13 protein-coding genes and 1 tRNA gene are annotated in these 12,932 nt (G+C 45.1%); 8 read left to right on the top strand and 6 right to left on the bottom strand.

Going from position 1 to position 12,932, the window contains the following annotated elements:
- Positions 1-24: 24 nt before the first annotated feature.
- The 3 genes from WOA13_RS03145 (at position 25) to WOA13_RS03155 (ending at position 1,553) form a co-directional block, all read left to right on the top strand.
- A tRNA-Leu gene (locus WOA13_RS03145) sits at positions 25-110 on the top strand.
- A 16-nt stretch (positions 111-126) separates the two neighbouring features.
- Positions 127-966, top strand: coding sequence for a fumarate hydratase (locus WOA13_RS03150; protein WP_342126538.1), 840 nt, complete (start codon positions 127-129; stop codon positions 964-966).
- Positions 966-1,553, top strand: coding sequence for a FumA C-terminus/TtdB family hydratase beta subunit (locus tag WOA13_RS03155; protein WP_342126539.1), 588 nt, complete (start codon positions 966-968; stop codon positions 1,551-1,553). Before WOA13_RS03150 ends, WOA13_RS03155 begins: the two co-directional genes overlap by 1 nt.
- A gap of 79 nt (positions 1,554-1,632) precedes the next feature.
- On the opposite strand, the gene WOA13_RS03160 is transcribed toward WOA13_RS03155, so the two are convergent.
- From WOA13_RS03160 to WOA13_RS03170, 3 genes are read right to left on the bottom strand one after another with little or no spacing between them, the layout of a single operon-like run.
- Positions 1,633-2,976, bottom strand: coding sequence for a type II secretion system F family protein (locus WOA13_RS03160; protein ID WP_342126540.1), 1,344 nt, complete (start codon positions 2,974-2,976; stop codon positions 1,633-1,635).
- 3 nt (positions 2,977-2,979) lie between these two features.
- Entirely contained in the window at positions 2,980-3,903 is a 924-nt protein-coding gene (locus WOA13_RS03165) for a type II secretion system F family protein (protein ID WP_342126541.1), read from the bottom strand.
- Positions 3,896-5,860: a type II/IV secretion system ATPase subunit gene (locus WOA13_RS03170; RefSeq protein WP_342126542.1), complete on the bottom strand. Its 1,965-nt coding sequence runs from the start codon at positions 5,858-5,860 to the stop codon at positions 3,896-3,898. The genes WOA13_RS03165 and WOA13_RS03170 overlap by 8 nt, the downstream gene beginning before the upstream one ends.
- Before the next feature lie 280 nt (positions 5,861-6,140).
- On the opposite strand from WOA13_RS03170, the gene WOA13_RS03175 reads away from it, so the two are divergent.
- Positions 6,141-7,661 carry an AMP phosphorylase gene (locus tag WOA13_RS03175; RefSeq protein WP_342126543.1) on the top strand — a complete coding sequence of 507 codons (1,521 nt, stop codon included), beginning with the start codon at positions 6,141-6,143 and terminating at the stop codon, positions 7,659-7,661.
- Between the two features lie 5 nt (positions 7,662-7,666).
- A complete protein-coding gene (locus WOA13_RS03180) occupies positions 7,667-8,203 on the top strand; it encodes a tRNA (cytidine(56)-2'-O)-methyltransferase (protein WP_342126544.1) in 537 nt (178 codons plus the stop codon).
- Positions 8,204-8,277: 74 nt separating this feature from the next.
- On the opposite strand, the gene WOA13_RS03185 is transcribed toward WOA13_RS03180, so the two are convergent.
- Complete coding sequence (locus WOA13_RS03185; RefSeq protein ID WP_342126545.1) at positions 8,278-8,490, bottom strand: hypothetical protein; 213 nt, start codon at positions 8,488-8,490, stop codon at positions 8,278-8,280.
- Position 8,491: 1 nt separating this feature from the next.
- Positions 8,492-9,232, bottom strand: a complete 741-nt coding sequence (locus tag WOA13_RS03190; protein ID WP_342126546.1) for a Nif3-like dinuclear metal center hexameric protein — start codon at positions 9,230-9,232, stop codon at positions 8,492-8,494.
- A gap of 591 nt (positions 9,233-9,823) precedes the next feature.
- Between WOA13_RS03190 and WOA13_RS03195 the strand changes: the two genes are divergently transcribed.
- The 3 genes from WOA13_RS03195 to WOA13_RS03205 are packed head-to-tail and all read left to right on the top strand — an operon-like array spanning position 9,824 to position 12,237.
- Positions 9,824-10,615 carry a beta/alpha barrel domain-containing protein gene (locus tag WOA13_RS03195; protein WP_342126547.1) on the top strand — a complete coding sequence of 264 codons (792 nt, stop codon included), beginning with the start codon at positions 9,824-9,826 and terminating at the stop codon, positions 10,613-10,615.
- 39 nt (positions 10,616-10,654) lie between these two features.
- Positions 10,655-11,452, top strand: coding sequence for a Rossmann-like domain-containing protein (locus WOA13_RS03200; protein WP_342126548.1), 798 nt, complete (start codon positions 10,655-10,657; stop codon positions 11,450-11,452).
- A 44-nt stretch (positions 11,453-11,496) separates the two neighbouring features.
- Positions 11,497-12,237 (top strand): endonuclease NucS domain-containing protein, encoded by a 741-nt coding sequence (locus tag WOA13_RS03205; protein ID WP_342126549.1) that lies wholly within the window; start codon positions 11,497-11,499, stop codon positions 12,235-12,237.
- Between the two features lie 63 nt (positions 12,238-12,300).
- Here the strand turns inward: WOA13_RS03205 and WOA13_RS03210 are convergent, their stop codons facing one another.
- Positions 12,301-12,915, bottom strand: a complete 615-nt coding sequence (locus WOA13_RS03210) for a helix-turn-helix transcriptional regulator (protein WP_342126550.1) — start codon at positions 12,913-12,915, stop codon at positions 12,301-12,303.
- Positions 12,916-12,932: the final 17 nt, after the last annotated feature.

Raw genomic sequence — 12,932 nt, forward strand, 5'->3', positions numbered from 1 at the left:
TTTTTGGTAACATATTTCTCGAATGCGGGAGTAACCAAGTGGCCAACGGTGGCAGACTCAAGATCTGCTCGTGTAGACGTTCGGGGGTTCGAATCCCTTCTCCCGCACCATTTAAGGTGATCTTTTTTGACCGGCAATATAACTTATGATGCTGTAGTTGAAGCCACTTTTAACATAATAAAGGAAGCTGAGACCATCCTTCCTGAAGATGTAGTAAAGGCTCTTGAAACAGCAAAAGAGAACGAATCGAGCGATGTTGCAAGATCGCAGATAGAAGCGATCCTTAAGAACATTGAGATCGCAGGGAACAATACCATACCACTTTGTCAGGATACAGGCATCCTCATATTCTACGTAGAGATCGGCAGGGAACTTAACATCGACTTTGATATTAAGGGAGCTATACTGGAAGCCACAAGAACAGCAACCCAACAGGTGCCTTTGCGGCCAAATGCCGTTGACCCGATCACCCGAAGCAACAGCAGCGATAATACAGGCGAGGGACTTCCGGATATCAAATACGACTTCGTGGTAGGCAACCAGCTGAAGATAACTGTGGCTCCAAAGGGTGCAGGTTCAGAGAACATGAGCACATTGAAAATGATGAACCCGACTGAACTTGGGAGCATTGAAGATCTCATCGTCGAGACCGTGCTCAACGCCGGAGGAAGACCATGCCCACCTGTTATCGTAGGTGTTGGAATAGGAGGTTCTTTCGACAAAGCAGCAAGGCTTGCAAAATCCTCACTTTTACGAGATGTGGATGACATGAACGATGACGAGAAGAAGATCCTTGCCAGGATCAATTCGCTTGGCATCGGACCAATGGGGCTTGGCGGAGATACCACTGCCCTTGCAGTTCACGTTGGAAAATCCTACTGCCATACAGCATCCCTGCCTGTGGCCATCAATATCCAATGCTGGGCAAACCGGCATGCTTCAGTGATCCTTGGAGGTGAGGAATAATGGAATATCATCTGGAGACACCTCTTAAGGAAGAAGACGTCGAACAGCTCAATGCCGGAGATATCGTTTACATCAGCGGCATTGTCCTGACAGCACGTGATGAAGCACATGCACGTATACTTGAAATGCACGAGGAAGGCCATGAGCTGCCATTCGATCTTGAAGGAGCAGCCATCTACCACTGCGGACCCCTGATGCAGAAGAAAGAAGCAGAGGACGGAGGCGAAGAATGGACCGTCGTTGCAGCCGGACCCACTACAAGTGACAGGATGTCAAAAATGACGCCCGAGCTGCTCAAGCACTACAATGTCCGCGCTCTTATCGGAAAAGGCGGAATGAACAATGTGGCTGAAAGCCTGAAAGGGAAATGCATTTACCTTGCATATACGGGCGGTTGCGCAGCTCTTGCAGCAGGTTCCATAAAAAGGGTCCCAAAAGTTCACTGGTTTGACCTTGGAATGCCGGAAGCTGTATGGGAACTTGAGGTCGATGAATTCGGTCCGCTCATTGTTGGCATTGATACTAAGGCAAATGACCTGTTCACTTCTATAAAAGAAAAAGCAAGAGAGTCCTTCTCAAAGAAGTGACATCTCTTCATCCTACTTTTTAAATTGATCTGTTTTCTTTTCGTTCGTTATTGATCGCTCAGCCAGAGGCATCTTCCCATCAAAGTATAAGGAAACTTACCCAGGCGATGAATGTCAGTATGAACGAGTGTTTCAGACCTGCAGATATTCGACTCTCTCCCAATTGCCCTGCAACAAGACCACTCATGAATCCCTGTATTACAGATGCATGGTAAAGTACACGAATAAAGTTATCAGGATCGAAAGAGCCAATAAAGCTACCTCCTGCAGAAGATCCTGCTACTGCCTGACTTGCTTCGAACATTACCGGAACAAACCGTGTGGATAGCATCAATATTACAAAGATGAACACAAAGAAAGCAATGTAGCTGATAACTACATAAACTGCCATGTTACCACGGCGTTCCTTCTCAAGTACCTTTAGTTCACTTGCATCCCTTGCAGCGGCTTCGAGCACGAAAGACACACGACCTCCTGCGCGGCTTGCCTGTGTAATAAGAGCTACTGAACGTGATATGAGCGGAGTGTTCATTCTCTTTGCGAAGTATTCGATGGTCTCTTCAAAGGAGATACCCCAGGAAACCGAACCATCCATTTTCTTGATCTCACCCGTCATTGCACCATATTCACCTTTTGCCACAGTACCCAGTGCTGCCGGGAGAGTAAGACCTGCCCTGCTCATCTCTGCAATATCACGCAGGAAGTTTGGCATGTACTCTTCGACCTTGCCGATGAATTTGTGCTTCCTATGATAGGTTATTGCCGGCGGTATGATAAACAGCCAGACGGAAAATAGGATTACATGATCAATAGCAGGTGTTCCCCATGTCATCGACAGACCCAGTGCCAGGAACAACAGGGCAAGAGGGCCACTGAAGAACATAGCATAATAAGGATACCTGTAAAGTGCACCTTTGGGGTCACTCAGGAATTCCTTCACACGAACATTCTTCCTCGATTCCCCAAGCCTAATATTGATGACATACTGCTCGATCTTCTCAAGTTCCTCCTCACTCATTCGAGGTATCTCAGCCTCATGGATCAAAATCGGATCGCCGTTCGCATCCAATGCAATGGTCTCAGCAATTTGACTTTCACCGACTTCAGCAAACTCGTTGGATTCAGAAACTTCAATGCTGCCTTCAAGGTTATCAGGATCAGCAATATCATTAGATTCAGTAAATTCATCGGAATCAGCAGTATCAACAGATTCAACAATGTCACCAGAATCAGCAGAATCAGCAGTATCAGCAGTATCAGCAGTATCAACAGATTCAACAATGTCATCGGAATCAGCAGTATCAACAGATTCAACAATGTCATCGGAATCAGCAGTGCCAACAGATTCAATAACTTCATCTGATGTGGTCATCTCAATATTCTCATCAACCTCATCAGTTCCAGTATTCTCTCTATCCTTCATATCTCACTCCTCCGGCGTCATTGAACTGATAAGAACCAGGAACATAAGAGTTCCAATTGGGATCAGACCATATACCATCAGATAAAGGAACATCATATCTGCTCCACCCATCAGTGCTACGATGGATATTACAACAATCAGGAAAAGAGGACCTGCGACAAATGCAGTAACATAGGTCTCACCCATCAGGCCAAGTGTTTCAAGGAATTCCTTTTGCTTCTGCCTGTTATCGATAAGATACTGATCGGCCTTGATCTTGAAATAAGGTTCCAGGTCACCACCGGATGTTACAACAGTGATCGCACCCTGCAGGAATTCCTGCATCATTGGAGAAGGTGTATGTGTTGCAAGATTTTTCATTGCAGTCACGAGATTATCACCCAATACCTCAAGATCACGTACTAGATATCTTGCCTCCACAGCAACCTCACCATATATCTCATTGGCTGCAAGAGAACGGAACAGATCTACCGGAAGGACACCTGCTCCTGAAAGGGCAGACATGTAGTTGATACCATATGGAAGGATCTGTTCGATCTTACGTTTCCTGTCACCTGCCACAATATTGGGATAGAACATCCCAAAATAATATACACTGCTAAAACAGAGAACTGCAAATCCAATACCACCGATCAGGCGGATAGCAAGAAGTTTGTAAGCAGCATATTTTGCGGTCCACACAGGGAAACCAAGTGCAATTCCAGAAATATCAGGGATCGGAATAATTGCCAGAAGGACATTGACCAGGATAGACAATAGTAACGTAGTCAGGATAGCCGTTAAAAGGACACCTGAGAGATACATGTCATATCCGACGTTGATCCTGGCCTTCATCAGGTTCTGCCTGAGTGAAAAATACTTAGACCTTTTGTTCACATAGTATTTGCCAAAAATGGCAAATGCAATGCTAAAGTATGAATTATCCATTCAGATCCTGCCTTATAACTTTCAGTAATGTTTCCGGTTCACGTTTGTACGCAACCACGATCTTGGAGAAGTCCTTGTAGTTCGTGATGTTCTTTGAGCGTGCCCACTCAATGACATCCTGGCGCTGTTGTAACTCCTCTCTTACCTGAGCTTCACTCCAGCCTCTCGCTTCCATTACGCCCTCAATGACATAGGAACGACCAGAGTACTGGAACAGGTCCTTTGAAGCATTCCACGAGAATACCTCGTTGGTCAGCAACTCACCGGTCCTTGGATCAACACCAACGATCTCTGTAAGCGCTTTGCACCGCCTTACCCTATCTTCCCCGATCTTTACCTGGGTCTGCAGGGATACAATGTCAAGTGCCTGTATCATGATCCTTGGAATATTGATAGGTGGGTTCTCAAGCCTGTGTACAAGAGACTGCACGGAGTCAGCATGCAATGTGGAGAACGTTGTGTGTCCTGTTGACATTGCCTGGAAAAGTACATAGGCTTCAGCACCTCTTACTTCACCCACAAGGATATATTCAGGACGCTGCCTGAGTGATGCCCTCAACAATTCGTACATCTCAATGGAACCTTTGGACTCCCCGCTAAATGATTCACGGGTCACACCAGGGATCCAGTTGGGGTGATCAAGGTTCAATTCCCTTGTATCTTCAATGGAAACGATCTTCATTTCCGGCTGGATGAATATAGAAATTGCGTTCATAGCAGAGGTCTTTCCTGAAGCAGTACCTCCTGAGAAAATAACACTCTTGCTGGAATCAACTGCAAGCCACATGTATGCCAGCATTGCGGTAGAGAACGTATGATAATTGATAAGGTCCGTAGGTGTAATCGGATCCTCGTTGAACCTTCGTATGGTAAAAGTACTACCCCTTGTAGTGATCTCCCTTCCAAGCGTCAGCTGGATACGGGAACCATCCGGCAATGTCGCATCAAGCAATGGGTTCGCTATGGAGATATGTTTTCCACATATCTGGGCGAGCCTGATGGACAGTGGGTCCAGATCATCATCCGTTGGGAATATCACATTCGAAGGAATGGATTCGAATGTCTTGTGGTATATGTAAACCGGCGTATCAGGACCATCACATGAGATATCCTCGATCAGAGGATCACGCATCATGGCATCGATCGGACCATATCCGAGATAATCACGAACGATGAAGTACATGATCTTTTCACGAGTAAGCGTAGTGAGCCTTATCCTGTAATCAACGAGGAATTTGTTGACGTTCTCACGCAAGTATTCTTCTGCCACATCTCGTGTCATACTTTTCAGGTGCGCATGAAGAACTTCAGCTATGCGTTCCTTGATCATCCTGAAAAGTTTGAGCTCTTCTTCTTCGAACTCAGGTTCAATTACCTGGTATTGATACTCATGGAGATCAGGGTTGTAGGAAACACGGACATAGCAATAAGGAGGATTGGGCTCAAAGAACTCGATCTCATTATAGCCAGACTCCTCGTCAAGCGTAGTATCTACAAGAGGACCATGGATAGACAGATCGTATTCTTCCACCTCATATTCATTTGGCTTAAAAGCATTAATTACCCTTTTATGGAAAGGTTCTTTCTTGAAGATGAACATAGGAGTCTCTTCATACTCATCGATATCCTCATCCTCTTCCACCACTTCTTCTGAGATCTCTTTTAATGTCTTTTCCCACAGGGATTCGATCTCCTCTGGCAATTGACCCTCTTCCTCACTTTCATCATCTCCCTCAGGTGAAGGAACCTCAAGATCCCCAACATTGTCCGTCTCACCATTGTTTTCATCGGTGGATGTGACTTCCAGAACCTCATCCAGAACGTCAGGATCATCTGCGAGAAGTTCTTCCGAAAGCGGATCATCTTCAACTATATCTACTATGTCAATTATGCCTTCTTCCACAGACTCTAGTTCGTCTTTCTTCTCGGCACTTTGAGGATTCAAATTTTCAACCATTATACCACGCCTTTGGTAATGCCATTCCTTACTGATAACAACAATAAGAACCTATTAGGCCCCCATGCCTGTCCTCTATTGTTGTCAAAAAGAGTATGCTCCTACGGCTTATATAGTTACCGCAGATACTACCCCATTCTCATCATTATAATTATTATAATTTTGCTTATAAAAGTATATTGGTCATACCAGACAAAATAATTGAACAATATACGGCGTTACCAATGTAAATCTATTTATCCACAAAAACAAAAGTAGCACAGAGTTAAAGGTGAAAGCAATGCAACTAAAAGTACAACCTATTGATATCAAGGTCGGTAAATACAAAGTTATCCTGAATACCATCGATGCAAAGGAACTCGGCGTAAATGAAGGAGACCGTGTCCGAATAAAGAATCATGAAACACTTACTGCTATCGTGGATTTTACCGAGGATATGATTTCACCGGGAATGATCGGCCTTTACCATGAGGTAAAAGAGGCAATGCAAAGGGAATGGACCGAGACCATCGAGGTATTTCCTGCAGAAAGGCCAAGATCAACATATATAATCAAAAAGGTCATGGACGGCAACAAGCTTACCCAGGAAGAAGTCGAGATACTTGTGAAGGATATTGTAGAGGAGAACCTCAGTGAGATCGAACTTGCAGCTTTCCTTACTTCAACATATATCAACGACATGACAGATGATGAGACTGAATGGCTTACGAGATCCATGATCGAGACAGGAGACAAACTTGAGTTCGACTCACAGGTCATCATGGACAAACATTCCATAGGTGGCGTACCCGGAAACAAGATCTCACTGCTGATCGTACCGATAGTTGCAGCCAACGGACTGATAATACCAAAGACCAGCTCAAGAGCAATAACGGGTGCCGGTGGAACTGCTGACCTGATGGAAATACTTGCACCTGTAGAGTTCGATGCGGATGAGATCAAGAGGATGACGGAAGAAGTAGGAGGAGTACTTGTATGGGGAGGAGCAACAAACATTGCACCTGCTGATGACAAGCTCATTAAGGTCGAATACCCGCTTTCCATTGACCCTCACTGCCAGATGCTGGCTTCCATTATGGCTAAAAAAGGCGCCATTGGTGCTACCCACGTCGTCATGGACATACCTACCGGTCCCGGCACAAAGATAAAGAACGTCCAGGAAGGAAGAAAGCTTGCAAGGGACCTGATCAACCTTGGAGACAGGCTCGGAATGGATGTGGACTGTGCTCTGACCTATGGAGCATCACCGGTAGGACGCACAATTGGTCCTGCTCTTGAGGTTATCGAGGCCCTGAAGGTCCTTGAGAACTTTGATGGCCCTAACAGTCTTATCGAAAAGAGTGCATCCCTTGCAGGAATGCTCCTCGAGATGGGAGGAGTAGCCATGAAGAACCAGGGATACGACCTTGCTATCGAGACCCTGAAGAACGGAAAAGCACTTGAAAAGTTCAAGCAGATCATCGAGGTACAGGGCGGAAACCCAAACGTTACTCACAAGGACATCTCTGTGGGCGAATTTAACAAAGACATCATTGCACCAACCAACGGATATATCCTGGAACTTGACAACAAGAGACTCGTCCAGATCGCAAGGCTTGCCGGTGCTCCAAATGACAAAGGAGCGGGACTTGTACTGCACAAAAAGCAGGGCGAACCGATCAAAGAAGGAGAGAAGATCCTGACTATCTACGCAGAGAAAGAGGGTAAAATGGACACTGCTTTCCAGAGTGCAAATACAAGACCACCATTCATAGCAGAAGGAATGCTCCTGGAACGCATCCAGAGCTTCAAGGAGATATGAGATAAATGCCAAGAGTGGTAATACTCCGCCTGGGACACCGTCCAGAGAGAGATAAGAGAATAACAACTCACGTAGGACTGACCGCCCGGGCACTTGGTGCAGAGGGAATGCTCCTTGCATCCAACGATAAAGGCATCAAGAATGCTATCGAAGATGTTGCCGATCGCTGGGGAGGAAACTTTTACGTTGAGAACGATGTCAGCTGGAAGGGCGAGATCAAAAAATGGAAAGAACAGGGAGGCAAGGTCTGCCACCTTTCCATGTATGGAATAAATCTTCCCGATGCAACCGAGGAGATCAAAGGCTGCGAGAAATTAATGATCGTAGTTGGTGCTGAGAAAGTGCCTTCTGAAATATATGATCTGGCCGACTGGAACGTTGCTGTTGGAAACCAACCTCACTCAGAAGTAGCTGCAGTTGCCCTTACTATGGACAGGATCGCACAGGAAGAACCACTCAAGAAGGAGTTCGGTGATGCGGAACTGACCATCGTACCGATGGAATGCGGAAAAAGAGTTATTGACAACAAGAAAAAAGAATAATTCCAAAAGTTCAAAAGATGTGAAAGAGGAAAATGAATCAATAGATGAATCCTTTCTTCCATCTTTTTTGAATTTTAGTTCTGCTTTTCTTTTTCACTCTTTGCGTTATCAGAATCAGAACTCACCGAAACCCCACGATTAACAGCAGGCTTATCAAACTTGCCATAGCCCCTATGCTTTTTGCAACCAGGGGTTTTAGACTGCTGCATCATCAACTCATCCAACTCATCGTCAGTCATCTCCTCTTCTGGCACTTCGACTTCATCTAATTCTTCTTTTGAGCTCATTTTAGATCACTCCGATAAACGGATCGTTATCAATGAATTCCACATCGATGTTAAGCATGTTCTTGAGACGCTCACAGAGCTCTTCCATTGCAGGGTTCTCGGTGGCATAGTGGGTTGCATCCACAAGCAGGATGTCATCGTAATTGCGCAGCACATCATGCTTAAGCTCGGCAGAAACATAGGCATCCACATCGTTCTCCCTTGCTATTTCAAGGAAATCATCCTTGAATCCGCTTCCACCAAAGACCATCACGTTCTTTATGGAATCTTTCTCTCCCACATACTGCAGATGGGTGTTGAGGCTTTTTGAAACGTGATTCACGAAAACATCTGCAGAGCATTCATCGATCCTGCCGACCCTGCCCATACCAACATCCTTCACGTCAACAAGACCAAGGCGACGGGCCAGCACATCATTGACACCACCTTCGGCACGGTCGTAGTTCGTGTGCATGGAATAAAGGGAAATACCATTATCAAGAGCTAGTTTTAAGAGACCTGCAAGCTCTTTTGAGATAAGGTTAACAGAATGGAATATCAGTGTGTGGTGAGTGATAAGCAGATCTGCATCGATCTGGGCTGCACGTTCCAATACATATTCCGTAGGATCAAGAGCAACTGCGATCCTTTTGACATCATTGTCCAGGTCAAGGGTCAGGCCGATCCTTCCAATATCGAACTCCTCTGCAAGCTCAGGGGGTGCGATCTCTTCCAGTATTCCTACTATTTCTGATAGTTCCATGCTATAGCAATAATTTTTTGGAAATATCAATTTGTCGGAAAAATAGACCATCGTTCAATCGATAAACTTATAACCGATATGTTCATTCATACATATCGAAGACATAACGCTTTGAACAGGACATGATCAAAATGAAATAATGATCCGAATGTCCCATCTAGCATTAAGATGACAAGGCCGGAATTTCTTCTGTCTTTCACATGCCACTCGTCTGCACTCGTACACCATCTACTCCGTAACTCGGGGAGCATACTGATCGACATGTTGACAGGACCGGAAAAAAACAAACATCACTTATGAAGAAATACCGGAATATCTGGCGTGCTTGCTGCCGGATATCCGGCTATCTTCATATCTGCCAGCTTTTCCGGACCGCGTAGTCAGTCAGACTGAATTAAAATCCCAACTACTGTTTTGAATTGTAATTCTTTTATTCTCCTGATCGCCAGACTGTGTCGAATAATTATGTAACGCCGTTAATTTCAGAGAAAGTTAACAACATTTTTATAGACTCCCTGATATTGCCACGCATATAGCAGACTCCATAAAACAGGCTACTGGCTACATCAATCTATAACAACAGGTGAAAGGATGATAGAAGAATTCGAACATTATTTACTTGAAGATTGTCCCTATGGGGATGAGACAACCGAACTCCTGGAGATCGAGGGAGAAGGAACAATAAAGATCATGTCAAGAGATGCAGGCATTTCAGCCTGTGCAGACGACCTTGCAGAGTTCCATGAGAAAAAGGGACTGAAGGTGACCTCATATCGGGACAATGGGGAGAAGTTTGACGAAAATTCCATACTGTTCGAGGCAGAAGGCGACCTCAGGACTATCTTCAAACTCTGGAGAATATCCCAGACCTTCCTTTCCATGACCTGTGCCATTGCAACAAAGACAAAAATGATCTCTGATGCTGCAAAGGCAGTGAACCCTGATGTGATAATTGCAACCAGCAGGAAGACACACCCGGGTTTCCGCAAGTATGAACTTAAGGCCGTAAAAGCAGGAGACGGAGATCACCACCGCAACTCACTGAGCGATTCAGTCCTGATAACACAAAATCACTTTAACGTTGTCGGAACTTTTGGAAAACTCAACTCAATGAGGAAGATCGAGATCGAGCCAAGGACAAGGGATGAATTTTTCGAATATGCCCCGATCGCGGATGTACTGCTTCTTGATCACTACACACCAGAAGAGCTAAAGGAAGTTGCTCCTGAGCTTCGCAAGATCAATCCGAAACTTGAGATCGCAGTGGGAGGCATCGAGTTCAAGGACATACCAGCATATGCAGAAGCTGTTGATATCGTCGTAACAACTGCACCATACTATGCAAAGCCTTTTGACCTTACAACAAAGATAGACAGGGTCTGAGAAAGAGATAAAAGGACAAAATCTCCAGGCGGAACGAAGATGGGAAATAATTCATTAATGACAATGCTACTTGAGCAGATCAGGCAGGAACTCGACGAAGCACTTGATGATATCTACGTGGAAGATGTCAGGGTTGGTGTCGTCTACAGTGGCGTGAAGATCACAGGTGGTTACGGAGGGATTGCAGCCACACAGCCCCAATCACCACAATCAAATTCAGCTCACTGTTCTACACTGCCAAAAGCAGGAGATATGACAGGAAAGCCTGCGTCAGAGATCATGGAAATGGCACTTTCGGATAACACTCTCAAATCTGTTGTCGGAGTGGCAACGATAAATGCACTGGCAACCATGATATGCGACCGCCATCCTGAGAAGTACACATTCTCCGATACCGATGTACTTGACCTTATAAAGCCAGGCGACAAAGTTGGAATGGTAGGCCATTTCAGCCCTATGATACCAAGGATACTGAAGATCACTGACAGCCTGACAGTTATCGAAAAGAAGGACATATTTGATGACCGAATAAATGTTGTTCAGGAGCACGAGGCTGCCGAAGTACTCTCAGGATCAGATGTTGTCATAATCACTGCCAGTACACTGGTGAACGGAACAACAGAAGAACTGATATCCATGAAAGGAAATGCACGTGAGGCAGTCCTTCTCGGCCCTTCTGCAGTGATGCTGCCGCAGCCATTTTATGAAAAGGGGTTCACTGCGGTGATGGGAACACGAATAAACGATACCGACACTATGTTAAAGGTCGTCAGTGAAGCAGGCGGCACGAAACATTTGCTCAAAAAATGCGGTGAGAAGTTCTCGTTTGTGAAGTAAGACAAAATTAGAGAGAATCTCCGCCGGAAAAGGAATTACAGAGAATGGATACATTCAGGTTCTACACAAGAGAAGATACACCAGCTGAAACGATCAGGCAGATCGTCGACTCACTGGAGAACATCAGGGACAGCCATCAATGCAACTTTGAGATACTGGCCATAGAGGACCTCAGGGATGACGAAAAGGACGAACTTATCGAAGCCATCCGGGTGATCAGTAGAAAGAAAGCAATCGGTGTTGTCAGCAAAGGCAGGGGTTCACTACCAATCTCACGCAAAAAGAACCTGAGCAATGTAGGCATTCTCATCCATTCCCGGGATGGGAAGGATATTTCAGTCCACCCGAATGTGAAGAACAACAAATTAACAACCGCTGCCCAGTACCTAAACCTTATCATTAATTCATCCAGTGTAGAAGATGCACTGGACTCGAACCATATTACTGAAGATGATATCTCAAGGATGATCACCAGCCTACCGGAGTTGATCGAATCTGGCCTGACATTCAAAGAGATCGAAGTTGAGGTCGATGGCGGCAGGATCGATGCGGTCTTTATTGACGAGCAGGGAAAGCACTTCTTGATAGAGATCGAGATCAACGCAAGGGACAATGCCATTGGCCAGGTGCAGAGGTTCAATCTGCCTTATGCTGAAAAGTACGGAGTTGATCCGAAGGATATACGACTGGGAATCGTCTGTGCCAGTATTGACAACAGCAGGATGACAGCATGTCGTGGTGCGGGGATCGAGGTATATTGTCTTTGTCTGAAGAAAATGGAATGAAAGAAATTGATTGAAAAAACAGATCATACGTAATCGATGGGAACAGCAATTTTTTTGTCCATCTTACAATGAAACAGTGATCTTGTTCGTGTTCCCATAAGGCTTTCTTTCGATCAGTGATTTATCTTCAAGCTTTTTAAGAATACGGCTTACCTTCACTTTGGTAAATCCGGATTCCAGAACCAGTTCACTCTGGAGGATCTCTTCTTTTTCAGCTATTATCCTATACAGCTTTCGAGAATCACCATCAAGAACCCTTGCAACAAGGTCCTTTTTGTGTTCAGTGTCATCTGGCTTTTCAACATTACTGACCGGATCGACAGATAATGATATGTCAGTGGCTGAATTATGCAATTCCGGGATTGGGCCAGTATCATTGAACGATTCGGAGCTGACAATCGAATCAGAAAGATACTCCCCCGCTTCAGGCAGATTCTTTTTATCCGAACTGAATATGTCCGATGTGAACATCGTAGCACAATAGGTTGCAACTGACGCCATTATAAGCATCAGGAATACCGAATTAATCGGGAACATAAGAGGCACTTCCACTCCGACGGTGCTTCCGTCCTTCAGGGAAACAGAAAGATCTGACATACCCTGTGAAAAAAGAAGCAATGATAATGAGAACAGGGATACTGCAAGGATTATCGCAAAAAATGTATCTTTCTTTTCCATGCCAGATCCCCTCAATG

The organism is Methanococcoides sp. LMO-2, assembly GCF_038432375.1.
In the GTDB taxonomy this organism is placed as follows: domain Archaea; phylum Halobacteriota; class Methanosarcinia; order Methanosarcinales; family Methanosarcinaceae; genus Methanococcoides; species Methanococcoides cohabitans.